Source organism: Amycolatopsis sp. NPDC051716, from assembly GCF_040681595.1.
Lineage (GTDB): Bacteria > Actinomycetota > Actinomycetes > Mycobacteriales > Pseudonocardiaceae > Amycolatopsis.
In genome coordinates this window covers 55,504-80,147 of sequence record NZ_JBFAZA010000016.1, presented here as the reverse complement: position 1 = coordinate 80,147, position 24,644 = coordinate 55,504, and the positions used below count along the sequence as shown (strand labels likewise).

General features: G+C 72.1%; 21 protein-coding genes. 8 read left to right on the top strand and 13 right to left on the bottom strand.

What is annotated here, in order from left to right:
• Window positions 1-14 precede the first annotated feature (14 nt).
• Window positions 15-497, bottom strand: a complete 483-nt coding sequence (locus AB0M30_RS22950; protein WP_364586764.1) for a MarR family transcriptional regulator — start codon at window positions 495-497, stop codon at window positions 15-17.
• Between the two features lie 87 nt (window positions 498-584).
• On the opposite strand from AB0M30_RS22950, the gene ribA reads away from it, so the two are divergent.
• Window positions 585-1,199: a GTP cyclohydrolase II gene (gene ribA / locus AB0M30_RS22945; RefSeq protein ID WP_364586761.1), complete on the top strand. Its 615-nt coding sequence runs from the start codon at window positions 585-587 to the stop codon at window positions 1,197-1,199.
• 125 nt (window positions 1,200-1,324) lie between these two features.
• On the opposite strand, the gene AB0M30_RS22940 is transcribed toward ribA, so the two are convergent.
• The 4 genes from AB0M30_RS22940 to AB0M30_RS22925 all read right to left on the bottom strand — a co-directional run bounded on the left by AB0M30_RS22940 (window position 1,325) and on the right by AB0M30_RS22925 (window position 6,605).
• Window positions 1,325-1,669 carry a hypothetical protein gene (locus AB0M30_RS22940; RefSeq protein WP_364586758.1) on the bottom strand — a complete coding sequence of 115 codons (345 nt, stop codon included), beginning with the start codon at window positions 1,667-1,669 and terminating at the stop codon, window positions 1,325-1,327.
• Window positions 1,670-1,814: 145 nt separating this feature from the next.
• Window positions 1,815-4,958: a family 43 glycosylhydrolase gene (locus AB0M30_RS22935; protein WP_364586755.1), complete on the bottom strand. Its 3,144-nt coding sequence runs from the start codon at window positions 4,956-4,958 to the stop codon at window positions 1,815-1,817.
• A gap of 94 nt (window positions 4,959-5,052) precedes the next feature.
• A complete protein-coding gene (locus AB0M30_RS22930) occupies window positions 5,053-6,027 on the bottom strand; it encodes a hypothetical protein (protein ID WP_364586752.1) in 975 nt (324 codons plus the stop codon).
• Entirely contained in the window at window positions 6,024-6,605 is a 582-nt protein-coding gene (locus AB0M30_RS22925; RefSeq protein ID WP_364586749.1) for a TetR/AcrR family transcriptional regulator, read from the bottom strand. The genes AB0M30_RS22930 and AB0M30_RS22925 overlap by 4 nt, the downstream gene beginning before the upstream one ends.
• A gap of 60 nt (window positions 6,606-6,665) precedes the next feature.
• Here AB0M30_RS22925 and AB0M30_RS22920 point away from each other — a divergent pair, with 60 nt between their 5' ends.
• Window positions 6,666-7,661 carry a hypothetical protein gene (locus tag AB0M30_RS22920; RefSeq protein ID WP_364586746.1) on the top strand — a complete coding sequence of 332 codons (996 nt, stop codon included), beginning with the start codon at window positions 6,666-6,668 and terminating at the stop codon, window positions 7,659-7,661.
• Here the strand turns inward: AB0M30_RS22920 and AB0M30_RS22915 are convergent.
• Complete coding sequence (locus AB0M30_RS22915; protein ID WP_364586743.1) at window positions 7,652-8,377, bottom strand: alpha/beta fold hydrolase; 726 nt, start codon at window positions 8,375-8,377, stop codon at window positions 7,652-7,654. The two genes, AB0M30_RS22920 and AB0M30_RS22915, sit on opposite strands and share 10 nt — an antisense overlap.
• 188 nt (window positions 8,378-8,565) lie before the next feature.
• Here AB0M30_RS22915 and AB0M30_RS22910 point away from each other — a divergent pair, with 188 nt between their 5' ends.
• The 3 genes from AB0M30_RS22910 (at window position 8,566) to AB0M30_RS22900 (ending at window position 11,644) form a co-directional block, all read left to right on the top strand.
• Window positions 8,566-9,360, top strand: a complete 795-nt coding sequence (locus AB0M30_RS22910; protein ID WP_364586740.1) for a hypothetical protein — start codon at window positions 8,566-8,568, stop codon at window positions 9,358-9,360.
• 35 nt (window positions 9,361-9,395) lie between these two features.
• On the top strand, window positions 9,396-10,700 hold the full coding sequence (locus AB0M30_RS22905) for an alpha/beta hydrolase (protein WP_364586737.1): 1,305 nt from the start codon (window positions 9,396-9,398) through the stop codon (window positions 10,698-10,700).
• Between the two features lie 68 nt (window positions 10,701-10,768).
• The gene (locus AB0M30_RS22900) at window positions 10,769-11,644 is read left to right on the top strand and encodes an LLM class F420-dependent oxidoreductase (protein ID WP_364586734.1); all 876 of its coding nucleotides are present in this window, start codon (window positions 10,769-10,771) and stop codon (window positions 11,642-11,644) included.
• A gap of 48 nt (window positions 11,645-11,692) precedes the next feature.
• Here the strand turns inward: AB0M30_RS22900 and AB0M30_RS22895 are convergent, their stop codons facing one another.
• Window positions 11,693-12,529, bottom strand: a complete 837-nt coding sequence (locus AB0M30_RS22895) for an alpha/beta hydrolase (protein ID WP_364586731.1) — start codon at window positions 12,527-12,529, stop codon at window positions 11,693-11,695.
• Between the two features lie 148 nt (window positions 12,530-12,677).
• On the opposite strand from AB0M30_RS22895, the gene AB0M30_RS22890 reads away from it, so the two are divergent.
• Together AB0M30_RS22890 and AB0M30_RS22885 are read left to right on the top strand one after the other, a co-directional pair.
• Window positions 12,678-14,135 (top strand): hypothetical protein, encoded by a 1,458-nt coding sequence (locus AB0M30_RS22890; RefSeq protein WP_364586728.1) that lies wholly within the window; start codon window positions 12,678-12,680, stop codon window positions 14,133-14,135.
• Between the two features lie 166 nt (window positions 14,136-14,301).
• Complete coding sequence (locus AB0M30_RS22885) at window positions 14,302-14,949, top strand: GTP pyrophosphokinase family protein (protein ID WP_364586725.1); 648 nt, start codon at window positions 14,302-14,304, stop codon at window positions 14,947-14,949.
• On the opposite strand, the gene AB0M30_RS22880 is transcribed toward AB0M30_RS22885, so the two are convergent.
• The 3 genes from AB0M30_RS22880 to AB0M30_RS22870 are packed head-to-tail and all read right to left on the bottom strand — an operon-like array spanning window position 14,946 to window position 17,597.
• Window positions 14,946-15,542: a TetR/AcrR family transcriptional regulator C-terminal domain-containing protein gene (locus AB0M30_RS22880; RefSeq protein WP_103335819.1), complete on the bottom strand. Its 597-nt coding sequence runs from the start codon at window positions 15,540-15,542 to the stop codon at window positions 14,946-14,948. The two genes, AB0M30_RS22885 and AB0M30_RS22880, sit on opposite strands and share 4 nt — an antisense overlap.
• Window positions 15,543-15,574: 32 nt before the next feature.
• Complete coding sequence (locus AB0M30_RS22875; protein WP_364586721.1) at window positions 15,575-16,879, bottom strand: cytochrome P450; 1,305 nt, start codon at window positions 16,877-16,879, stop codon at window positions 15,575-15,577.
• 58 nt (window positions 16,880-16,937) lie between these two features.
• Window positions 16,938-17,597, bottom strand: a complete 660-nt coding sequence (locus tag AB0M30_RS22870; protein ID WP_364586719.1) for a DUF998 domain-containing protein — start codon at window positions 17,595-17,597, stop codon at window positions 16,938-16,940.
• A gap of 190 nt (window positions 17,598-17,787) precedes the next feature.
• On the opposite strand from AB0M30_RS22870, the gene AB0M30_RS22865 reads away from it, so the two are divergent.
• Window positions 17,788-20,256, top strand: coding sequence for a M14 family zinc carboxypeptidase (locus tag AB0M30_RS22865; protein WP_364587080.1), 2,469 nt, complete (start codon window positions 17,788-17,790; stop codon window positions 20,254-20,256).
• A gap of 64 nt (window positions 20,257-20,320) precedes the next feature.
• Here AB0M30_RS22865 and AB0M30_RS22860 read toward each other — a convergent pair whose 3' ends face one another.
• The 3 genes from AB0M30_RS22860 to AB0M30_RS22850 all read right to left on the bottom strand — a co-directional run bounded on the left by AB0M30_RS22860 (window position 20,321) and on the right by AB0M30_RS22850 (window position 24,616).
• On the bottom strand, window positions 20,321-21,394 hold the full coding sequence (locus AB0M30_RS22860) for a LysE family transporter (RefSeq protein ID WP_364586716.1): 1,074 nt from the start codon (window positions 21,392-21,394) through the stop codon (window positions 20,321-20,323).
• Between the two features lie 115 nt (window positions 21,395-21,509).
• A complete protein-coding gene (locus tag AB0M30_RS22855; RefSeq protein ID WP_364587077.1) occupies window positions 21,510-22,598 on the bottom strand; it encodes a DnaJ domain-containing protein in 1,089 nt (362 codons plus the stop codon).
• A 434-nt stretch (window positions 22,599-23,032) separates the two neighbouring features.
• A complete protein-coding gene (locus tag AB0M30_RS22850) occupies window positions 23,033-24,616 on the bottom strand; it encodes an AMP-binding protein (protein WP_364586713.1) in 1,584 nt (527 codons plus the stop codon).
• Window positions 24,617-24,644: the final 28 nt, after the last annotated feature.

Here is a 24,644-nt window from a genome sequence, read left to right as displayed (position 1 = left end):
GTGACGCAAGTCACTCAGGGGCAGCCGTCGGTGGCGTCTCCGGCCGCGAGCATGCGGCGGTTCGCCTCGCTCAAGCCGTCGGCCAGCGCGTGCAGCTGGTCCGGGGTGAGGACGTCGATCAGCAGTTCGCGGACCAGCCCGACGTGTCCGGGCGCGGCCTGCTCGAGCAAGGTCATGCCGTCGTCGGTGAGCACGGCGTAGACCGCCCGCGGATCGCTCTCGCACGCGCGGCGGCGCACCAGGCCGGCCCGCTCCAGCTGCCCGATCTGGTAGGTGAGCCCGCTCTTGGAGTTCGAGACCGCGCAGGCGAGCTCGGCCATCCGCAGTTCGCGGTCCGGGGCGGCGCTGAGCCGCGCGAGGATCACGTACTGGAGGTGGGAGATTCCGGAATCCTGCTTGAGCTGCTGGTCCAGCCGCCGGTTGAGCAGCTCGTAGGTGCCGAGGAACGCGTTCCAGGCGCGCTTCTCCTCGGCGTTCAGCCACCGTGGACGACCCATGTCACAACGGTACCTGTTGTTCAAATTCGAACTCAAGGGGTACGGTCGGCTCAGAGTTCAAATTTGAACGAGCAACCTGGAGTCACCATGATCCCCGCCGCCACCGTCCGCACCCGCGTGCGGGTCCCGCTGCGCTTCGCCGACGGCTTCTCCGCTTCGGCCGACGTCGTCACCTTCGACGGCTTGGCGGACGGCGCCGAGCACCTCGCCCTGGTCTTCGGCAACCCGGTCCGGCCGCTGGTGCGCCTGCACTCGGAGTGCCTGACCGGCGACGTGTTCGGGTCCGCCCGCTGCGACTGCGGGCCGCAGCTGCGCGAGGCGGTGGAACGGATCGACGCGGCCGGCGGTGTCCTGCTGTACCTGCGGCAGGAGGGCCGGGGCATCGGCCTCTACGCCAAGCTGGACGCCTACGCCCTGCAGGACGCCGGGCTCGACACCTACCAGGCGAACACCGCGCTGGGCCTGCCCGAGGACGCCCGCGACTACACCGCGGCGGCCCAGATGCTCGCCGCGCTGGGCATCGGCGAGGTCGACCTGCTCACCAACAACCCCGACAAGGTCCGGCAGCTGCGCGAGCGGGGCGTCACGGTCGCCGCGACGGTGCCCACCGGCGTGCACGCCACCCCGGACAACCTGCGGTACCTCGACGCCAAGGTCCGGCACACGAACCACACCCTGGCCCTGCCCGAACTGGCCGGCTGAGGCCGGCCGGGCCTCGTCTCAGCGCCGGGAAGCCACGGTCGCCAGCTGCTCGGTGAGCTCGGCCAGCAGCTCGGTGGCCGCGTCGCCGAGCGCGGCCAGGTCGGCCAGGGTCGTTTCCTCCGTCGTCACGGGCACAGGTCCTCCTCCAGGGCGTCGTGGCGGGCGACGACGGCGTCGGCGAACGCGGTGTGCACCCGGAGGTACTCGTCGCGGCCGACCGCCGTGTCGGCCCATTCGTGCCAGCGGATGTGTGCTTCGGCGACGTCGACCTGCGCGGCCGCCGCCACCGTGGCGGGGGACGTGCCGGCGAGGATCGCGTGGTGCATGAGCGACGGCGACGAGCGCCGGGCGAGCTCGGCCAGGGCGGCGAGGCGGGCGAGCTCCGCGAGCGTGTCGGACGTGACCGGCCGAGGGCGCGGCCGGGGGACCGGACGCGTGTTCCCGAGGTTGTCGGTCAAGACGCTGGTCATCAAACGACTCCTGAGGCGGAAAGCAGCTGGCGCAACCCGAACGGCGGATGTTTACCCCGGGCAGACCGGGGTAAACACCTACGCTCGTGATCTCCGTCTCACCGCATCGGGTGGGCCACCCCGCCGGGCGGCCCACCCGCGGGAGTCAGCTCGCCCGGACGGCCCCGCAGTGCCACGGGATCCGCTGCGGCCGCACGCTTTCCAGCGTCGGGACGACCGGGACGATCGTGCCGTCGCGGCGGAACGTCAGCTTGTCGATCGTCGTCTCGCGGTGGGTGCCGTCGCCGCCCGGGATGCCGAAGCGGTGGTACGCGAGGTACCAGTCGTCGGTGCCCGGGACCTGCAGCATCGAGCTGTGCCCGGTGCCGAGGACCCCCAGGTGCGCGTCCTTGCTCAGGAGCACGCCGCGGTTGGTGAACGGCCCGGTGGGGCTCGGTGCCGTGGCGTAGCCGACGCGGTAGTCCGGGCTGCGGGTGTCGTCGATGGACCAGCTGAGGTAGTACGTGCCCTTCCGCTCCACCATGAACAGCCCCTCGCGGAAGTCGGCCAGGCCGTCCAGCCGGGTGATCTTCGCCGGGTCGTAGGACACCATGTCGTCGTTCAGCGGGACGACGTAGGCGTTGCCGTTGCCCCAGTACAGGTACGGCTTGCCGGTGTGGTCGAGGAACACGGCCGGGTCGATGGCCTGGCCGCCGTCGGGGTTCTTGGCGATCAGCGGCTTGCCGGAGTCGACGAACGGGCCGGTCGGCGAGTCGCTCACCGCGACGCCGATCTTGGCCTCCGCGCAGAAGTAGAAGTAGTACTTCCCGTTGCGTTTCGCGATCGTCGGCGCCCAGGTGTTTTTGTCGGCCCAGCTGACGTCCTTGCCCAGGTCGAGGATGACGCCCTCGTCCTTCCAGTCGACGAGGTTCTTCGACGACCACGCCGAGAACTTCGTCCCGCTCCAGCCGTCGAACCCGTCGGTGGTCGGGTAGAGGTAGTAGGTGTCGCCGAACGCGACGATGTTCGGGTCGGCGTTGAAGCCCGGCAGGACGGGGCTGCGCACCTCGTGCGCCTCGACCGTCCACACGCGACGCTCACCGCCGGCGCCGGTCACCGTGAACTGCTTCGGCGAGCTGAGGTTCACCGGTTTCCCGTTGTCCGGCTTGATGGTCGCACCCGGCGCCAGGCCGAACTTCGGCGCGAGCCGGTGCAGATCGGTGCCCGGCTTGACCGGCAGCACGACCGTCCCGGCGCCGGCGTCGATGACGGCCGGCGTCTTGAGCGCGTCGAGCTGCACCGAGCGGATCGCGGTGCTGTTCGACGGGAGCGTGGCGACGTCGAGCCCGGACAGCGCCCGGTTGTAGAGCCGCACGTCCTTCATCTTGCCGGTGAAGGTCTTGTCACCGGCGTACACCGAGCGGCCGAGGTAGTTCGCCGCCGTGACGCCGCCGCCGAGGTCCGCCGGCTTGATGGTGGCGTTCGCGTTGCGGCCCACTTCGACGCCGTCCAGGTAGAGCACCTCGACGCCGTTGCCGACCGTGAGCGTCACGTTCTTCCACACCCCGCGCGGCAGCCCGCCGCCGGAGTCCGCCCCCTGCTCGGTGGTCCAGTTGCCGGTCGCGATGGCGCCGCGGAAGCCGCCGCTCACCGTCCCGCCGGTGGTGAAGAGGTAGCCGTTGCCGGTCCCGTCCTTCGCCGTGTTGCCCAGGCCCCACAGGAAGTAGGGCGTCTGCTGGTTGGGGTCGACCAGGACGTCGGCCGACACGGTGGCCGCGGCGGCGCCGGTGAGCAGGTTGTCCGGTAGCTGCACGTGCCCGTTCTTGCCGCCGAAGGCCAGCGCGCCGCCGGCCCAGGAGACGTCACCGGCGAGGGCGCCGTCGTACCCGTGCCCGGTGGTGTCGGTCGCGACCGTGCCCGACTTCGCGTCGAGCGGCCAGTGCGCGACCAGGCCCTTCGCGTCGGCCTTCACCGGTGCCGGGGGAGCGCTCAGCCGGTTCATCTCGGCCTGGGTGACGGGCAGGACGGTGCCGTGCCGCGGCGAGGCGGGCAGGTGCGCGCCGGCCGACATCGTCCACTTGCCCGAGTTCAGGTCGGTGGTCTCGAACGGGACGTAGCCGCGGCCGCCGAACTCGTCGATGAACAGGTACCACTTGTTCTCGGTGTTGGACTTGAACCCGGTCGGCCCTTCGCCCGCGGACAGGCCGGGGCTGGTCGCGGTGGCCTTGCCGATGCAGTCGGCGACGAAGCCGTAGTGCGGGTCGAGCAGGTCGGTGGCCTTCTCCTCGGTGATGAACTTGCTGCACGGCGTCGAGGAGGTGTTGTTGCGCTCGTCCTTGGTGAACCGGTAGTAGGTGTCCTGGTTCTTGACGACCGTCGAGTCGATCACCGAGTAGCCCGGGTCGATCCACACCTGCGGTGCGCTGAAGGTGCGGAAGTCGCGCGTGGTCGCGTACATCATCCGGTTGTAGGTGTCCCCGGTGTGGTTCGGGTCGTTCTCCGCGTAGAGCTTCGACGCCCAATAGACGACGTACGTCCCGCGCTTGGCGTCCCAGAAGGCTTCCGGGGCCCACGTGTTGCCCGCGGTCGGCGGGGACACCTGGACGCTGCGCTGGCGCGACCAGTGTGCCAGGTCGGTCGACTCCCAGACCATGATCGACCGGCTGCCGGTGCGCTGGGCGGCGTCCCAGCCGCGGCCGGCGTAGATCCGCAGGTCGGTGGCGAGCAGGTAGAACTTGTCGCCGTCGGGGGAGCGCAGGATGAACGGGTCGCGCACGCCCAGTTCGCCGAGGCTCGACTTGAGCACCGGCTGGCCGTTGTTGAGCTCGCTCCAGTTCAGCGGGTCGTTGCCCTTGCTGAGCGCGGAGTAGATCTGCTCGCCGTTGGAAGTGCCTTCGCCGGTGAAGTAGAAGAAGCTGTAGCCCGCCAGGGGTTGCGGGGCCGGTTTGGGGACCACGGTGGCGGTGAACCGCCGCGTGGTGCTCTCGCGGCCCTGGCTGACTTTCGCGGTCAGGACGACCTTCGCGGGGGCCGCACCGGTCGCCGGCCGGGTGACCTCACCGGTCGGCGTGATCACCGACGGCGCGGACGATGTCCAGGTGACCCTCGTGCCGTCCGGGCCGCTCGCCGGCAGCGTGACATTGCCGCGGACGTCGTCGAGGTCGGGCACGGAAAGCGTGCCCGCGGCGGCGCGGACGCCGGTGCCGGACTCGGGGGACGGCGTCGCGCCGGCGCCGGCGCTGCCGAGGGGGACTAGTGCGGCCGCGACGGCCAGCACGACGCCGAAACGGCGCGGGGAGAACAACTTCATCGTTGTCGGTTCCTTCGGGGCACGTCGGGGACCAGCGCATGTTAACGTTAACATGCTCGGGGTACGCTGACTCTAGGTCGGCGTGGTCCGGTGGTCAAGAGCCGGACGGCTGCTGCCCCAGCTGTTCGGCGATCGCCGTCCGCGGATACGGCGTCTTCCGGCTCTCGGTGTGGAGCGCGAAGTAGAAGTCGTTGACGATCGCGGCGAGCGGGGCGTGCCGCTGGAGCAGTGAAGCTTGGTGCGGTACTTCCCCGGCGGCGCACGCGCGGACGAAGTCATTGCGGCTGCGGGCATCCGGCCACGCGCGCAGCGCGCGGACGTGCCGGTTGACCAGGTGGGTCAGCACGTAGGCCCGGTCGTGGCCGTCGTGCTCGGCGAGGAACTCCGCTTCGGCGTCCGAAAGGTCGAACTCCGGGGCCACGGTCAGGCCGAAGTCCGTGAGGTAGAGCCGTTCGCCGTCGGTGACGACGTTGGCGAAGTGCGCGTCGAAGTGCTGGACGCCGCGCGCGGCCAGGAATTCGGTGATGTGCCGCAGCTCTTCCTCGAGCGGCAGGTCGTCGCCCGGCCATTCCGCCAGGCTGTGCGGCAGGTATTCGAGGAACAGCACGAGGTCGGTGGTGGCTCCGGCCAGCGCTTCCAGCCGCCGCCGCACCCCGGCGTCGCCGTGCCAGAACGCGACGTCGGCCTCGATGTCGGCGTGCAGCCGGGGCAGGCCGGGCGCGAGGCGCCAATGGTGCAGGAGCGGGAAGTTCGCACATTCCCCGCCGAGCACCCACGCGGTCGTCATGAGGTGCGCTTCCAGTTCGCGCCACGCCCCGCCGCCCGCCGACCCGACCCCGTAGTGCGACCACGGCGGCAGCCCGTAGAGGTCGGCCGTCGAGCGGGGATTCGCCAGTTCGACGTCGGTGAGCGGGACCCGCTTGACGAACACGGGTTCGCCGCCGGCCCGCAGCAGCCAGGACGACCCTCCGATGCCGGTGCCCAGCGGGCGGGCCGCGGCGAGGAGGTCGTCGCCGGCTTCCGCCAGGGCGGCGGCGATCTTGTCGTGGCGCGCCAGCCGGTGCGTCATGCGCGCACCAGCGGCAGGTAGACCTCGTCGACGATCTCGACCAGCACGTCATCGTCCACTGTGGTCAGTCCGCGGGTGAGGTATTCGTTGCGCAGCAGGACGAGGGCCACGGTGGCGGCGCGCGGGTGCAGCGCGCCCGGCCGGGCCTCGCCCCGGGCCACCGCCCGGCCCACGAGCGTGACCCAGGCGGCGGCGCCCCCTTCGGCGGCCTGTTCGTGCAGCTGTTCGCGCAGTTCCGGTTCGTCGCCGACGCCGGTGAGGAGGCCGCGGAGGGCGCGTGCGGCCGGCGAGGTCTGGCCGCAGTTGATCGCCCGCAACAGGGTCAGCGCGTCTTCGCGGAGGTCGCCGGTGTCGGGTGGCTTGAGCGTTTCCTCGGCCAAGTGACGGTAGGCGGCGACGCCGAGCGCGGCGCGGTTCGGCCAGCGGCGGTAGATCGCGTTCTTGTTGGTGCCGGCGCGCTGGGCGACACCTTCCATGGTCAGGCCGGGGTAGCCGGATTCGGCGAGTTCGGCCGCCGCCGCGCGCAGGATCGCCTCTTCCAGTTCGGTACCCCGGCGCCGGGGCTTCGGTGCGGCCACGAGCGTCAGCTTAGCCTATTAGGGTACGGTACGGTCCGTACCCTAACGAGGGGAGTGAGCATGCGGGCCAAGGGCATCGGCTACGACACCGGCCTCGAGCGGGCCGGGCGGTTCAACCGGCCGTTCGAGCCGGACCTCGTGCGGCGGGAGCTGGCGATCATCCGCGACGACCTGCACTGCACCGCGGTGCGGCTGATCGGCACCGACCTGGACCGGATCGAGTTCGCCGCCCGCGAGGCGGCCGCGTTGGGGCTGGAGGTGTGGTTTTCGCCGTTCCCGTGGGACCGCACCCCGGACGAGGTCCTGGCCCTCCTCGCCGACGGTGCGGCCCGGGCCGAACGCCTCCGCGAGGCGGGCGCCGAGATCGTGTTCGTCACCGGTGCCGAGCTGAGCCTGTTCTGCCACGGCTTCCTGCCGGGTGACAGCATCACCGAGCGGCTGGAAAACGTGCTGGCCTCGCGGGAACTGCTCGTCGGGCTGCCGGAGCGGGTGAATGCGTTCCTGGCCCGCGCGACCGAAGCGGTCCGGGCCCGGTTCGGCGGCCGCGTCACGTACGCGGCGATTCCCTTGGAGCGCGTCGATTGGGCGCCGTTCGACATCGTCTCGGTGGACGCGCACCGCTCGAAGGAGGTCGAGCACCTCTACCGCGAGGGCGTCCGGAGCCTGGTCGCGGCGGGCAAGCCGGTGGCGATCACGGAGTTCGGCGTGACGCCGTACCGGGGCGCGGCCGACCTGGGGGCCCGCTGCGGCGAAATCCTCGAGTACGAAGGCGACGTCCCGGTCCGGTTGACGGGCGACTACGTCCGGGACGAACAGGAGCAGGCTCGGTACCTGCGCGAACTGGTGGAGATCTTCGCGGCGGAGGGCGTCGACGCGGCGTTCGCCTGCACGTTCGTGTGCTACGGGCTGGTGCACCGGGCCGATCCCCGGACCGACCTGGACATGGCGAGCTGGGGCGTGGTGAAGGTGCTGGAGAACGGGACCGGCGAGACGTACCCGGACGTGCCCTGGGAACCGAAGGCGGCGTTCGGCGCACTGGCCGATTGCTACGCCTGAGCCAGGAACTCCACCATCGCCGTCGTCAGTTCCGGGCCGGTCATCGCCGTGAAGTGGTTCCCGGGCACCCGGGCGAACCGGCCGTTCGGCAGCGCCGCGGCGAGGGCGCCGGCCGAGGCGTGGCCGTCGTCCTCGTCACCGACGAGGACCAGGGTGGGTGTGGTGATCCGGTCCAGGTCGGTCGTCGGCACGTGGGTGCCGAGGACGTGCCGCAGTGCCACCGGATCGCCGCCGGCCTGTTGCGTCCAGTACGCCGGTGACCCGGGCTCGACGGGCTCGCCGTCGATCAACGCGGTCAGGGCGGCGTGGTAGGTGCCGGTCCGGGACGTCGCTTTCCGCACGGCGTCGAGGCCCTGGCCGGCCACGACGGCACGGCCCGGGCGGGCACCGCGGGCCAGCAGGCGCAGCACGATCCGGCCGCCGTACGAATAGCCACCCAGGTCGTAGTCGTCGAGGCCGAGGTGGTCGAGCAGCGCGAACCCGTCGTCGGACAGGACGTCCGGCGGGTACGCCGTGGGGTCGTGCGAGGCGGCGCTCGCCCCGTGGCCGCGCAGGTCCGGAAGGATCACCCGGCGGCCGTGCTCGGCGAGCACGGCCGCCGGGCCGAGCCAGTCGCGTCCCGAGCCGGTGAATCCGTGGAACAGCACCAGTGCCCGGCCGCTACCCAAGGTCCGGTAGGCGAGATCCCGGCCGTCGCGGGCGCAAAAGTGCTCCATCCCGCCACCGTACAGCGATCTGATGAATTCCTGTCGAACCCGGGCGGCAACTGGGGAGGCGTTGACAGAAAGTGCTGTCTCTTCTAGCTTCATAGCGCAAGACATCGGATGTCCAGCCCGGTTCCGGGCCCGTCCGCCGACCGATGTGCACCCCTGCCGAACTCTTGGTCAGGAAGGACACACCGACGATGCCCGAATTCCCCCGCCGGACGGCCCTGCGCTCGCTCGCCGTCTCGGCTCTCGCCGTCCCGCTCATCCTGGGCACGGCCCTCCCCGCGCACGCGGCCCCGCTGTGGCACCCGGACCCCGCCACCGACGGCCTCAAGGCCTTCGAAGGCATCGAGGCCGACCGCGGCAACCACCACCCCGACCGCAAGTACGTCGTCGTCGAGGGTGACCACTACCGCTTCAACATCTGGAAGGACGACCGCGACACCACCGGCGGCGGCGACCGCCAGCGCACCGAGTCGAAGGGCATGGTGCAGAACGGCACCACGCTGAAGATGCACAACGGCGAGACGTGGACCCTCTCCTACGAGATGTACATCCCCGCGTCCCTGCACGGCACCAGCAAGTTCACCCACATCTTCCAGACGAAGACGCCCTCGACCAACGGCGGCCCGTGGGTGACGCTCGACCTGACCCGCAGCGGCGGCAAGGAAATGCTCAACGCCCGCGCGTACGCCAACTCGGGTTCGCCGAGCATCGCGGCCACCGACCTGTCGCCGCTGCGGGACAAGTGGATCACCATCGAGTGGACGTTCACGCCGGGCTCGAAGGGCAAGGCGGCCTGCGTCATCCGCAACGGCACCGGGTCCGGTGCGGCGATCGCCGCGCAGGGCAGCATGAGCAACGTGAACATCCCCGACCAAGGCGACTACGTCCGCCCCAAGTGGGGGATCTACCGGTCGGTCCAGAGCGCGTCGTCCGACATCCTCGACACCTACCTGCTGTTCCGGAACTACACGGCGGCCCGCAAGTAGGTGCGCGTTCGCGCGACCAGGGTGACACTGGCGGCATGAAGGTCGTCGGCGGGCAGCGTGGGGGGTACCGCTCGCCGACGACCGCACCGGCCGCGCTGCGGCGCGGTCCGCTGCTGGTCACGGCCGTGTTCGCGGCCCTCGGCGGGGCAGTGATCCCGGCGGCCGCCCTGCCCGCGCTGTGGCGGGTCTGGCAGCTGTACGCGATGCTGTTCGGCTTGGTGGCCGCCGTCGGGATCGTCGCCGCCGTCGCGGTGCTCGGGTGGCCGACGCGCAAGACCGCCCACTTCGGCGCGCTCGCGGCGGCCGGAGCGCTCGTCCTGTGGGTGGTCAGCCGTCCGCTCGGGCTGCTGACGCGGTTCGACCCCTGGCAGCCGGCCGACACGGTCGCCGGCTTCACCGACTACGTGGCCGCGGGACTGCAGGCCGTCGCCGTGCTCGGGTTCCTGTTCGTGGCCCGGCGGCGGGCGCACCCGTGGCCGTCCGCGGCGCGGCGGGCGACGGCCTGGGTGGCGCTGTTCCCGGTGCTCGTGGCGGTGCTCGCGACCGGCGTGGCGGGCGCCGTCGCGGCCGGCGACAGCAGCACCGGGCCCGCCGCTTCGACGCTGCTCGACGCCGGCCCGGGCACGGTCGAGTACTGCCGCCCCGACGGGGTCCCGCTGGCGATGGACGTCTACCGGCGGAGTACGGGCGGCCCGCCGGTCCCGGTGGTGCTCTTTCTGCACGGCGGCGGGCTGGTCCTGGGCAACCGCAAGCCCACCGGCCCCGGGGCCCTGCTCGCCGGCTCGCGGTTCGGGCCGCTGCGGGACGAGCTGACGGCCCGCGGGTTCGCGGTCGCCGTGATCGACTTCCGGCTGGCGCCCGCGGCGCCGTGGCCGGCCCCGCTCGCCGACGCCCGGTGCGCGGTCCGGTTCCTCAAGGCCAACGCGGCCGCGCTGGGCGTCGACCCGGCCCGGATCGCGGTCGCGGGCACCGGCACGGGCGGCACCCTGGCGTCGCTGCTCGGCGTCGCGCGTGGTCAGGACACCGGGCAGTACCGCGGCCAGGACAGCACGGTCCGCGCGGTGGCGGCCCTGTCGGCCCCGGCCGCCTTCGACTTCGCCGGCCTCGATCCGCTCACCCGCGCGTCGGTGCTCATGGCGCTGGGCCGCTCGCCGGCGGCGTTGCGCGCGGCGAGCCCGCTGACCTACGCCGGCCCGGGCGCGCCGCCGTTCCTGCTCGGCAACGGCGGCCGGAACTCGGCCGAGTTCGCGGCCCGCCTGCGCGCGGCGGGGGTGCCGGTGACCGAGGGTGCGGTTTCCGAACGCGCGGTCGCGGAGTTCCTCGCCGCGGCCGTGGGTTGAGGGTTGCGCTGGAGCGCACTCCAGGTCCTAGCGTGGGGCCTACACCGACCACCACAGGAGCGCGTTTCATGGAACTCGGCTTCCACCTGCCCATCTTCGACATCGACGGCGGGACGTCCGCCATCGCCGGCGAGCTCGCCCGCGTGGGCACCGCGGCGGAGGAAGCGGGGGCGACCTGGCTGTCCTTCATGGACCACTACTTCCAGATCGAGCCGACCGGCCTGCCCGCCGAGTCGAACATGCTGGAGGGCTACACCACGCTCGGCTACCTCGCCGCGCACACGTCCCGGATCGACCTCGGCCTGCTGGTCACCGGGGTGACCTACCGGCACCCCGGGCTGCTGGCGAAGATCGTCACCACGCTCGACGTCCTCTCGGGCGGCCGGGCCACCCTCGGCATCGGGGCCGCCTGGTTCGAGCGCGAGCACCGGGGGATGGGCGTGCCGTTCCCGCCGATCGCCGAACGGTTCGAGCGGCTGGAGGAGACGCTGCGCATCTGCGCGCAGATGTGGGACCCGGCGGACAACGGCCCGTTCGAGGGCAAGCACTACCAGCTGGCCGAAACGCTGTGCTCGCCGCAGCCGATCCACCGCCCGAAGATCCTCGTCGGCGGCGGCGGGGAACGCAAGACGCTGCGGCTGGTCGCCCAGTACGGCGACGCGTGCAACCTGTTCGGCTCCTCGCCCGAAGACGTCGCGCACAAGCTCGACGTGCTGCGCCGCCACTGCGACGACGTCGGGCGCGACTACGACGCGATCCGCAAGACGATCCTGGCCAACAACCCGCGCCCGACGCCGGAAACCCGCGACGAGTTCGTCCGCGCGATGGAGGGCTACGCGAAACTCGGCGTGCAGAGGGCGATCGTCACCCCGACGTCGGGTTCGCCCGCCGCGTGGATCGAGGGCATGGCCCCGGCGGTGCCGCAGCTGGCGGAACTCGGCTAGTGCCGCGCGCCCCAAGTTGACGTTGGGGCGCTCTTCCCCGGGCCGCTGTCATTGAACTTCGGACGCGCGACACCAGCCGGTCAGGATGCGCGCGGTGACCAGCTCCGGCCGCTGCAGCGGCAGGGCGTGCGTCGCGCGCGGCACGATTTCGACGTCGAACAGCGGGTTGAGCGCTTTCACCCGCTGTTCGACCTCGCGCGCTGAGTGGATCACGCTGCGCTCGCCCAGCACCAGCCGGACGGGGACGGTGACCGCGCGCAGCTGGTCGTCGGTGAACAGGTACTCCGGTGGGTGGTGCGCGCGGTACTTCAGGCCGCCGAACAGCAGCGGCCGGAGGGTACGCCGCACCGCCGCGCGGGGGCGGGGGTCGAACCAGGTCGCGACTTCACGCGCGCTCCAGAAGAAGAAGCGCCGGCCGATCGGCGCGAAGCCGGGCGGCTCGATGGCGACCACGCCGGCGATCCGGCCGGGGGTGCGGGCGGCCAGGGTGAGCGCGAGCCACCCGCCCCGCGAAACCCCGGCCAGCAGGAACTTCCCGGGCCCGAGACCGTCGAGGACGTCGGCCAGCCAGTCCGCGCACTCCGCGGCGGTGGGCATCGGCCGCGTCTGGCGCGAGCGCCCCGGTTCGCCGAGTGTGTCGACGGCGAAGACGCGGTGCCGCTCGGCCAGCTCGGCGACGTGCGGGTACCAGGACAGCGACGTCCCCATGAGGCCCGGCAGCAGCACGATCGGCGGCCCGGCCGCGCCGCTCGCCCGGACACGGGTGGGCCCATACCGCGTGCCGATGTCCAGATCCCGCACCGGAACGGGCCAGCGTACGGCGATTTCGTCGTAGGCGGCCAGATATCGCTCTTCGCTGCGGGCGTTCTTGAACTTGCCGATCATGAACCCTCCCCAGGTTTCATGGTGCGGACACGGTAACACACTCCCGCTGCGAATATCTTGTCCATAGTGGACAGTCGAACTCCCGGTGAACCGCTTCGCCGTTTTGTCCGTGTGCCCTGGTGAGGTGGCGACCCGAGAGGAGGGGCTGATGCCCCACGTGCGCACGACAGGACGACACCGCAAACCCGCGACGATCGGACTAGCGGCACTGGTGGGCGTAGCCGGCGCAACGGCGGCGGCGATCGCGTTGACCAGCCCGGCGAGCAACGCGGCGACGGAGCAGTGCAGCGGCCTGGACACGGCGTTGCAGAACAACCTGACGTACATCGCGAGCCAGCGCACGGCCCCGGACGCCCAGTCGAAGGCCCGAATCGCCGACAGCCAGGCGGCGGCCGACCGGCTCGGCCAGCAGCGTAAGGCGGCGGGCTGCGCGAACCAGGTGGCGGCGAACGAAGTGGCGGCCCAGTGCGCGGCGATCGCGGCGGCCGGCGAGGATGCGATGGCGGAAGCCGCGGACAAGGCGGCCGGGAAAAAGGCGGCTGGCCAGGACAAGGCCGCCGCCGGAAGCGGCAAGGCCCAGCACAAGGGCATGGCGGCGGGCAACGGTGCCGCTGACGAGAACGGGATGGCGGCGGAGAACGGCGCCGCCGACGAGAACGGGATGGCGGCCGGGAACGGCATGGCCGGGAAGAAGGCCGCGGCCGACGAGAACGGTGCGGCCGACGAGAACGGCATGGCGGCCGGGAACGGCATGGCCGACCAGAACGGCATGGCGGCACAAAAGGGCGCGGCGGCCGGCAAGAAGGGCGCGGGCAAGAAGGCCGATGAAAACGGCATGGCCGGTCAGAAGGCCGCCGAGCAGGATGCTGCTGCCGTCCAGGCCTGTGAGGTGGTCCAGAAGTGCCTGGCCCAGGCCGCCGGCGCGGCCGACGCCAACGCCATGGCGAACCAGAACGGCAAGGCCGAGGAAAACGGCGCGGCCGCCCAGAACGGCATGGCCGATCAGAACGGCATGGCCGGCGAGAACGGCATGGCGGATCAGAACGGCATGGCTGCCCAGAATGGCATGGCCGATCAGAATGGCATGGCCGCTCAGCAGGGCGCGGCCGGTGAGAACGGCATGGCCGCGGACGACAGTGCGGCCGACCAGAACGGCATGGCGGCGGAAAACGGCGCCGACGGCAAGGCCGCCAAGAAGGAAGCCGCCGGTCAGAAGGATGCCGCGAAGCAGAACGGCATGGCCGGTGAGCAGCAGAATGCCGGCCGGATCGTGCTCTCCGCGCAGGACTGTGCGGGCATCCTGACCTGCGTTGGCCAGGCCGCCGATCCCGCTGCCGCCGCGCAGCAGCAGGGGATGGCCGCCGAAGAGAGCCAGAAGGCCCAGGACCAGAAGGCCCAGGACCAGAAGGCCCAGGACCAGAAGGCCCAGGACCAGAAGGCCCAGGACCAGAAGGCCCAGGACCAGAAGGCTCAGGACAAGCAGAAGGCCAAGAACGGCAAGGCCGGCAACAAGGCCGACGAAAAGGCCGATGCCGCCGGCGCGGCCGCGGTCAAGTGCGTCGCCGCCGCGGTGACCGCGGCCGGGAAGGCGCCCGCGGGACGTTGAGCAGCACCGGACCCGGACCGGCGGCCGCACGCCCCGGTCCGGGCCCGGACCCGCGAAACACCCGAACCGGTGACCGGCGGGAACTCCGGCCCGTCGCCAGTCGTTGACCGGACGGAGCGCAGTACTCTGGCGCTCGGAAAACGTCCGACGACAGCACGAGGCTTCAGTGACCACCGACCCGGCGGCCGAGGACCTGCGCGAGGCGGCCGACGAGCTCGCCGTCGCCGGGCAGCTCCCGCGATTTCTGCTGATGTACAAGTTCGTCATCGAAGAGCTGATGACGAAGCTGCGGATCCTCAGCGAGGAGTTCGACTTCGTCCACCAGCACGACCCGATCGAGCACATCACGAGCCGGGTGAAGCGGCCCGAAGCCATCAAAGAAAAAGTGCGCCGCCGCGGCCTGGGCGGCGACTGGGTCTCCGCCGCCGCCGCGCTCGATGACATCGCCGGCATTCGCGTTGTCTGCCCGTTCGTTTCCGACGTCTACGAGGTCGCGCGCATGCTCACCGCGCAGGACGACGTCGAACTGCTGCGCACCAAGGACTACATCACCAGCCCGAAGGCGAACGGCTACCGCAGCCTGCACCTCATCGTCCGCATCCCGGTCTTCCTGTCCGACCGGGTGGAAAAGGTCAAGGTCGAGGTGCAGCTGCGCACCATCGCCATGGACTTCTGGGCGGCGGTGGAGCACAAGCTCTCCTACAAGTACCGCGACAGCGTCCCGCCCGACTTCGCGGGCGAGCTCGCGGCGGCGGCCCGGACGGCGGCGGACCTCGACAGCCGGATGGCCGCTCTGCACGAACGGATCCGCTAGGGCTCGCCCAGGGCGTCGAGCATGATCCGCAGGCCGAATTCGAACTCCGCTTCGTGGTCGCACACCGCCAGGTAGGGCGCGGCCACGGACACCGCGGGCAGCCCGGACGCCGAAAGGTCCGCGAGCCGCTGGACGCTGCCGCCGAACGTCGGCGCGGCCTCGACCTCGCGCATCAGCGTGCCGGTGAGGAACGCCAGCACGGCCCGCAGCCCGTGCACCGCGCGGTCCGGCGGGTAGCCCGCCGCGAGCAGCGGGCCGAGCACCGCCTCCACCGGGGCCAGCGCCGTCATCGACGCGAGCCGGCGGGTCAGCACGAGCGGCGCCGCCCGCGGGTGGTCGAGCATCGCGGCCCGGAAGCCGTGCGCCAGCGCCGACATCGTCCCCCGCAAGTCCGCGTCCGGTGGCGGCGCGGGGATGGTGGCGAGCAGCAGCTCGGCGATCCCGTCCAGCAGCGCGTCCTTGCCGTCGACGTGGTTGTACAGGCTCATCGGGTCGACGCCGAGCCGGTGCGCCAGCTTGCGCATGCTCACCTCGGCCAAGCCCGCTTCGTCGACCAGGGCGAGCCCGGCGAGCAGGATCCGTTCGCGCGTCAAGACACCCTTCGGTGGCCGGCCACGCCGGCCGGTCACGGCGCGAGCACCGCGGGCAGGTTCTCGTAGCCCCGCAGGATGCGCGTCGTCCGCCGGCGGCCGCCGGGCAGCACGCGCAGGCCGGGGAACCGGTCGAAGATCGTGCGCAGGCCGATCTCGCCCTCCATGCGCGCCAGCGACGCACCCAGGCAGTGGTGGCGGCCGGCGCCGAACGACACGTGGTCGCGCGCGCCGGCCCGGGTGACGTCGAAGACGGCCGGATCGGTGAACACGCCGGGGTCGCGGTTGGCGCCCGCCAGCACGGTCGTGACCAGCGCCCCGCGGGGCAGCGGCACCCCGGCGACCTCGGTCGCGCGGGTGGCCAGCCGGCCGGTCAGCAGGACCGGCGGGTCGTACCGCAGCACCTCCTCGACGGCGTTGCCCCACAGCTCCGGCCGTTCGCGCAGCACGGCGAGCTGCCCGGGGTCGCCCGCGAGCAGCGCGATGCCGCTGCCGAGCAGGTTGACGGTCGTCTCGAAGCCGGCCGCCAGCACCAGGCCCGCGGTGGACTTCAGCTCCGTCTCGGTGAGGCCGACACCGTCGTCACGGGCCGCGACGAGCTTGCTGAACAGGTCTTTCCCGGGATTCCGGCGCAGGTGGGCGAGGTGCTCGCCGAGCCAGGTGTCGAACTCGGCCAGCGCCGTTTCGACGTGGCGGAACGTCCGCCAGCCGAGCCCGAGGTCGAGGCTGGGCGCCGCCGCCGCGCCCAAGGACAGCACCTTGCCGAGGTCGGCCGGCGGCACGCCGAGGATCTCGCTGATGACCGTCACCGGCAGCAGGCCGCAGTAGGACTCGACGAGGTCGAGCGGGGTGCCGGGGTCGAGCCCGTCGAGCAGGCCGTCCGCGATCTCCTGCACCCGGCCGCGCAGCTGCTCGACCGCGCGCGCGGTGAACACGCCGGTGACCAGCTTGCGGTAGCGGGTGTGCTCGGGCGGGTTGACGGCGAGCAGCGACGGCGGCCGCACCGGGTGCAGGTGCTCCCCGGCCGACCACTCGACCAGGCGGCCGAGCGCCGAGCCGTCCGAGCCGATGATGCCGACGCGGAAGTCCTCGCTGGCGAGCACCTCCCGGACCGCGGCGTGCGTGGTGGTCATCCAGCCGAAGCGGGTGCGGGCGAGCGGGCCGGTGTCGCGGATCTCCTCGAACAGGCCGGTCAGGTCGCGGCCGTCGGCCGCGGCGACCACCATCCGCCCCTGGAGGTCCCCGCGCCGGGCCTCGCGGCGCAGCACGGTCCGGGGGAGCGCGTGGCCGAGGCCCCAGCGGACGACGGGTTTCGCGCGGGCCAGGGCTCCTTCGAGCACGGCTTCCCCCTTCGGTCGGCGTGCCTACAGTGTAGGTTATTGCCGCCCGCGCGCGGGGTCATCGCGGTTGCCCGGACCTCTGCCCGACCGGCGCCAGGAGCACCCCCAGCGCGAGCAGTTCCGTCAGCGCCATCCCGCGTTCCACCAGGCCCAGCGGGATGAGCGTCCACCAGCGGCCGTCTTCCGCCGCGGCGACCACCACCGCGCCCAGGATCACCGCGAACCAGCCCAGCGACACGATCGCCAGTACGCGCGCCAGCAGGCGGCGGAACGGCGCCGCCGGGAACGCCGTGCGCGCCGCGACCAGGACCGCCAGCGGCAGGGCCACGAACGCCACCACGCTGGCGATCCGGTGCAGCGTGCCGCCGAAGTCCGCGCGGGAGACCGTCGCCCAGTCCGGCTTGGGGAACGCCACGATGACCAGCAGTCCGACCGTCCACAGTGTCCCCAGGATGGCCGCGGGCACCGGGAGCCGCCGCTGGCCGCGCAGGACGGCCAGGCCGGCCGCCGAGCCGAGGGCGACCAGGACCACCGCGAGGTCGAAGACCCACTTGTGATCGGACAACCCGTATTCGCTGATCGTGCGGCGGGTGACGCTGATCCGGTCGGTGGGCGGGATGACCTGCAGCAGCAGTACCAGGCCGGCGCCGAGCACCATGGCCGCGATGCCCGTCAGCGAGACCGCGACCGACAATCGTCGCGCAGGGACGGTGACCATGGACGCACAGTAGCCGACCAGGGGTTGAACTCCCGGTGAAAGGCGCCGCCGCGTTGAACGCTGTACGACTTACGGCGGTGTCCGCGGCCGGATTTCCTCCATTATGGTCCTCCGCTACCGGTACGTCCGTGCGTGCCGGCCTCGGTCAAGGAGGTCTCTTCCTGTGGGGAATTCACCAAGACGGCTGGTGATGCTGGCTTCGGCCGTCGCGCTGGCCGGAACGTTCGTCGTGTTGCCGTCCGGCACCGCGGGCGCGGCGCAGAACATCCTGCGCGCCGACAAGTCCGTCGCCCGCTCGTGCTTCGCGAAAGTGCTGCCCAAGGGCACCTCGGGCACCGATCGCCGCGAGCTGACGTCCACCGTGGACGGTCTCGTCCAGGCGCGGCTCAAGCCGGCGCAGGGCGCGGAGGGTGACTGGGACGTCGCCGTCTTCGACAAGGCCACCGGCGCGGTGGTCGCCGCTTCGGCGGCGTTGCGCACCCACGAACTCGCCGAGAGCTTCGTGAAGAAGGGCCAGGAACTCGTCGTCCAGGGCTGCCGTTACGGCGGCTCGGCCGGTCAGGCCCAGCTGGGTGTCGACTTCCTGGCGCTGACGCCGCAGGGCACGCCGACCGGTGCGGCCGCGGCCGCCCAGCGCGCGGAGCTCGTCCGCGTCGAGACGCCGACGCGCGCCGACAAGAACAAGCTGACCGGGCTCGGCCTCGACGTCACGGAGAAGGGTGACGCGACCGGAGTCGAGGTCGTCCTCGCCGGCGACGCCGACCGCAAGACGCTGAAGGACAGCGGCTTCAAGTCGCAGGTCATCGAGGCGGACCTGTCGGCCAAGTCCGTCCAGGACGCGAAGACCGACCGCCAGTACGCCGCGAAGACGGACGCTTCGGCGCTGCCGTCCGGGCGCACGAGCTACCGGCACCTCTACGAGTACAACTTCGAAATGAAGGAGCTCGCCCGCAAGAACCCGAACCTGGTTTCGGCGTTCACCATGCCGGAGTCGACCTGGGAAGGCCGGGACGTCGTCGGCGTCGAAATCGCCACGGACGTCAAGAACCTGACCGACGGCAAGCCGGTGAACTTCACCATGGGCGTGCACCACGCCCGGGAGTGGCCGGCCGGCGAGCACGTCATGGAGTGGGCGTACGAGCTGGTCAACGGCTACGCGCACGACGCCGCCATCCGGTCCATGGTGGGCAAGACGCGCAACATCGTCGTGCCGATCATCAACCCGGACGGCTTCGAGATCTCCCGCGAGGCCGAGCCCAAGGGTGACTTCACCCGGTTCGACTACGAGATGAAGCGCAAGAACTGCAACGTCAACGACTCGCCGCCGCAGTACGCGACCGGCGTCTGCAAGGCGAACCCGGGCGGCCGCCTGCGCGGCACCGACCCCAACCGCAACTACGGCGGCTTCTGGGGCGGCAACGGCGCCGAGGTGGCCTGGAGCGGCGACACCTACCGCGGGTCCGCGCCGTTCAGCGAGCCCGAGGTGCGGAACGTGCGCTCCATCGTGTCCTCGCGCCAGGTGACGAACCTGCTGACGATGCACACCGTCGCCGCGCTGGTGCTGCGCCCGCCGGGCGTGGCGGACGTCCGGCCGCCGCTGGAGGAGCCGCAGTACAAGGCCCTCGGCGACAAGCTGGCCTCGCGCAACGGCTACACGAGCGAGCCGAGCTGGGCGCTCTACGACACGACCGGCACCACCGAGGACTGGTCGTACTGGGCCACCGGCGGCTGGGGCTTCACCATCGAGGTCGGCGGCAACGGCTTCCACGGCCCCTACGCCGACAACGTCGTGGCCGAGTACGAGGGCCTGGCCCCCGCGACCGGCGCCGGCAAGGGCGGCAACCGGCAGGCGTTCCTGGACATGCTGGGCAACGCGGCCGACCCGCAGCAGCACTCGACGCTGATCGGCTCGGCGCCGAAGAACTACCAGCTCAAGCTGCACAAGACGTTCCAGACGCCGACGTCGCCGGTGATCCAGCCCGACGGCTCCACCAAGCCGCCGATCTACATCACCGACGACCTGAACTCGAAGTTCACCGCCACCGGCGGGCGCTTCGCGTGGTCGGTCAACCCGTCGACGCGGCCGTACGTGGCCGGCCGGTACGGGCGCGACCCGCAGGGCCCGGCGCAGCAGGGCTTCGCGGTCACCAACCCGGCCGGGGTGCCGCCGATCAACCAGAACTACCCGGTGGACCCGGCGGGTGACTCGTTCACCTTCCACGTCGACGGCCTGCCGAAGGTCGACAACGGGAAGTTCAGCGTCAACATCAACTGGGCGAACACCACGACCGACTGGGACCTGTACATCTACGACTCGGCGGGCAACCTGGTCAGCTCGTCGGCGAACGGCGGCACGACGTCCGAGCACGCCGTGCTGTTCGACCCGCCGGCGGGCGACTACAAGGCCGTGGTGGTCAACTACGACCAGACGAACCCGGCCGCGGTCGACGACTGGACCGGCGACGTGTCGTTCTCGTCGCCGATCCCGCCGACCTACGGGACGAAGGAGGCCTACCAGCTGACCTGCTCGGCCCCGAACGGCAAGCTCGTCGGCGTGGCGGACGTCTTCGCCGACCGCGGCCAGACGGTCGACGTCGGCGAGGTCTGCACCCGCTCCGCGCACGCACAGAAGCAGCGCGCTTCGGGCGGCGTCCGGTAGTTCGGTTCGGTTCCGTCGTTTCGTTTCGTTTCGTGAAGGCCTCCTCGCTCGCGCGGGGAGGCCTTCACGGCGTTAGGGCGAGGGTGAGGCCCAGGACGACGAGAACGCTGCCCACGACGCGGTTGAGGGCCGGTTCGGCGCGGGCGTACCACCGCTGGGTGGCGGGGGAGGAGAACAGCAGGGCCACACTCAGGTGCCACCCGGCCGAGGCGGCGACGATCAGCGCAACGGCGGCGGCCCGCACGGCGGCGGGTTCGGTGGGCGGCAGGGTGGCGGTGAGGACGCTGCCGAAGAACGCGGCGGCCTTGGGGTTGGTGAGGTTGCTGACGACGCCGCGGCGGAAGGCGCTGCCGCGGCGGGCTGGTGCGTCTTCGTGGTTCGGCGGGGTGGGCGCTACCTCGTTCTGGTGCGGTGGCGCCACCGGCTCGCCGGGGCCGCCAGGCGCGGTGGGGCTGCCGGGCGCGCCGGGCACGTGGGGCGCGCTGGGATCGCCGAGCGCGCGGGGATCGCCGGGCACGCTGGTGCTGCCGGAAGCGCCGGAAGCGCCGGGATCGCCGGGCACGCTGGTGCTGCCGGAAGCGCCGGAAGCGCCGGAAGCGCCGGGATCGCCGGGGTCGTGGGGCGCGCCGGAGACACCGGGATCGCCGGGGTCGTGGGGCGTGCCGGGATCGCCGGGATCGCCGGAAGCGCCGGGGTCGTGGGGCGCGCCGCGCTCGCCGGGATCGCCGGGCACGCTGGCGCTGCCGGGGTCGTGGGGTGCACCGAGAGCTTCGGGCGCGTCGAGATTGTGGGGCGTGCTGGGATCGCGGGGCGCACCGGAACCGCCGGGCGCACCGGGGTCACCGGGCGCGCGGGCGTGCCACCACAGCCGCACACCCAGCCACGCCAGATAGCCGCCGCACGTCACGCGCAGCGCCGTCGCCAGCCACGGCGTGCGGGCGAGCACGCCGCCGAGTCCGAAGACCGCGACCGCGGCCAGCAGCCCGCCCGCGGCGACCACCCCGAGCGCGATCGCCACCGCGGCCCGGCGTGTCCCGGTGGCGGCCGTGTGCGCGATCAGAACGAAGTTGGGGCCGGGGGTGATCGCGGCCGGGAGGTAGGCCAGCAGGACGGTGCCGAGGGGCGCGGCGGGACTCACGCCGCGGGTCCGCCGGCGCCAGGGTGAAGCCGAAGGCGAGCACCCGAAGCACCCGAAGCACCCGAAGCCCCCGGAACTGTCGGTGCCCTCCGGTAGCGTGGAAAACGGGGGCTGCTCATGCCGCCCGACCGCCGCCGACCACCTGGTCGCGCATCGTCCGCAGCGTCTCGTGGTCCACTGTGGACGGATCGGCGGCCAGCCATTCGCCGATCTCGTGCAGGAACTCTTCCGGTGTCATCGGGGCGACCGTCAGCTCGCCCGGGTCCGCCGTGGTCAGCTCGCCGCTGCGGCTCGGGTACACGATCATCGCGCCCCGCAGCGCCACCCCCGGGAGCAGCTCGCGGTAGGCCGCCAGGCTCTCGGTCAACCGGCTGCCGCCGCCGCGGAACGGGCGGCCGTTGCGCAGCAGCCGGCCGTCCTCCGCCGTCTCGTAGTGGCCCGGCAGCCACAGCTTCGACTCGATCAGCACCAGCCGCTTCCCGCACAGCACCGCGTGGTCGACGTCGGCGAACACCGAGCCCGGCCAGGCGAGCCCGTGGAAGATGCGGGCGCCCGGCAGCCGGGTCAGGTACCCCTCGAGCAGGTCGGCGGTGAGCCGCTCGGCCAGCTCGTCGCGCTCGGTGCCGGGCGCGCCGAACACCGTGCGGCCGCCGAACTCCTCGGCGAACGCCTCGCGCGCCTTCGCGGCCCGCAGGTACCCGCGCGCCAGCCGTTGGACCAGCAACGCCGTGCCGGCGGTGAGCAGCAGCCAGACGATGAGCACCGGCGTGCTGAACCCGGCGCCGGTGACCAGCGGCAGCAGCACGAGCACCATCCCGGCCACCGCGACGACCACCGGCGTGTGCCCCGGCTCGCGGCGGCTGTGCCGCATGCGGGTGTCTTCGCCGGCGAAGTGCCACCAGCTCAGGTCCTCGGCGTCCAGCTCGGGCAGGTCGGGGACGAAGCCGGGCTCGTCGCCGAAGCGCCGCCGGGGACGCGGCCGGACCGGCACCGGCACCACGGTCGCGCCGCCGGAGTCGTAGCGGGCGCGGGCCTTCGGGTCGCTCAGGACGTCGTAGGCCTCGCGGAGCAGCCGGAACGTACCGACCGTGCCGCCGCCGTCCGGGTGCATGGTCTTGGCCAGCCGGCGGTAGGCCGCCTTGACGTCGGCCGCCGTGGCGTCGCGGCGGAGGCCGAGCACCTCGTAGTAGTCGACGTCGGGCACGCGGGTGGTCACCTCCGATGGCTGCGCGAAGACTTTATGGGGTCCGGTCGCGGGGCCTGTCACCGCCTCGGCGGCGCGCCGGAGTGATCGTCCTCGGTGCAGGTCAGCGCGGTGTGAGCGGTTTTGCCGGTGACGGCCCGGAAACGGCCCCTCCGGGGTGGCGCGGCCGGCGGGTCCGGTGACGGCGTCCCGCATGGCGGCGACGCCTTCGTCTTCCGTGGTCAGGGAGTGTCCATTGAGGACTGTTTGTCACCCGGAAGTGTTGCCGCGCCCGGGAAGGCCGGGCCTCCGGTGACTTTTCGTAATCGGAATGCACCCGAATGGCCGTGAACATGTGTTCGAATCGTCGCCTAGTCTTGGGTCATGTCCTCGACACCCCTCAGACGTGACGGGCCCACCGCCACCCCACCTCGGCAGCGGGCCCGTCACCCCCGTCAGCGCTCGCGCAGCAGGTATCGCTGCAGCTTGCCGCTGGCATTGCGCGGCAGTGCGTCGAGGAAGCGCACCCGGCGCGGGTACTTGTACGGCGCGGCAACGGCTTTGGCGTGCTCCTGCAGGGCGTGCACGACGTCCGGGCCCGGGGCGACGCCGGGCCGGAGCACGACGAAGGCCGTCACCACCGCGCCCCGGTCCGGGTCGGGTGTGCCGACGACCGCGCACTCCTCGACGTCCGGGTGCGTCAGGAGCACCTCTTCTACCTCGGGAGCCGCGATGTTGTAACCGGAAGAGACGATCATGTCGTCGCTGCGCGCCACGAAGCGGAAGTAGCCGTCCGGCTCGCGGACGTAGGTGTCGCCCGTGATGTTCCAGCCGTCGCGGACGTAGCCGGTCTGCCGGGGGTCGCCGAGGTAGCGGCAGCCGGTGGGGCCCTGGACGGCGAGCAGCCCGGGTGTGCCGTCCGGGACGGGCCGGCCGTCGGCGTCCAGGACGGCGGCGCGGAAGCCGGGGACGGCCTTGCCGGTGCAGCCGGGGCGGACGTCGTCGCCGGCGGCGGAGATGAACACGTGCAGCATCTCCGTGCTGCCGATGCCGTCGATCAACGGCGATCCGACGACCTCGCGGTACCGCTCTGCCACGGCGGCGGGCAGTGCTTCCCCGGCGGAGACGGCGCGGCGGATTCCGGCCAGCAGGGGTCCGTCGCCGGCGCCGAGGATCGCGCGGTAGGCGGTCGGGGCGGTGAACAGCACCGTCACCGCCTGCTCGGCGACGATCGACGCCAGCTCCTTGGGCGTCGCGCGTTCCAGCAGGAGCACCGACGCGCCGGCGTGCAGCGGGAACACCAGGAGGCCGCCCAGGCCGAAGGTGAAGGCCAGTGGCGGGGTGCCGCAGAAGATGTCGTCCGGGGTGGGCCGGAGGACGTGCCGGGAGAACGTGTCGGCGATGGCGAGCAGGTCGCGGTGGAAGTGCATGGTGGCCTTCGGCGTCCCGGTCGTGCCGGAGGTGAAGGCGAGCAGGGCGACGTCGTCGGCGGCCGTCGGCACGTCGGCGAACGTCGCCGGGTGCCGGGCGCAGCGTTCGGCCAGCTCGGTGCCGTAGGGCACCACGGGCAGCGTGGGCGGCAGCTCGTCGAGCAGGCGCTCGTCGCACAAGGCCACCGTGGGCTGTGCCCGGTCGGTGATCTTGTCGAGCTCGCCGCGGCGCAGCATCGGCATGGTCGTCACGGCGACGGCTCCGGCCTTCAGGACGCCGAGCCAGCACGCCGCGAGCCACGGCGTGTTGGTGCCGCGCAGCAGCACGCGGTTGCCGGGCACGACACCGAGCTCGGCGGTGAGGACGTGCGCGATCCGGTTGGCCCGGGCGAGGACGTCGCCGTAGGTCCACGTCGCGTGCGGGGTGCGCAGGCAGGGGCGGTCCGGGCCGAGGCGGGCGGCGGTCTCGTCGAGCAACGCCGTCGCGGCGTTGAGGCGGTCCGGGTAGTGCAGCTCCGGCAGGTCGAACACCAGCCGCGGCCACTGGTCGCCGGGTGGCAGGCGGTCGCGGCAGAACGAGTCCGTGTGAGCGCTGGGAGAAAGCCTCATCGCCGCTCCTCGTTCTCGGCCGGCCCGC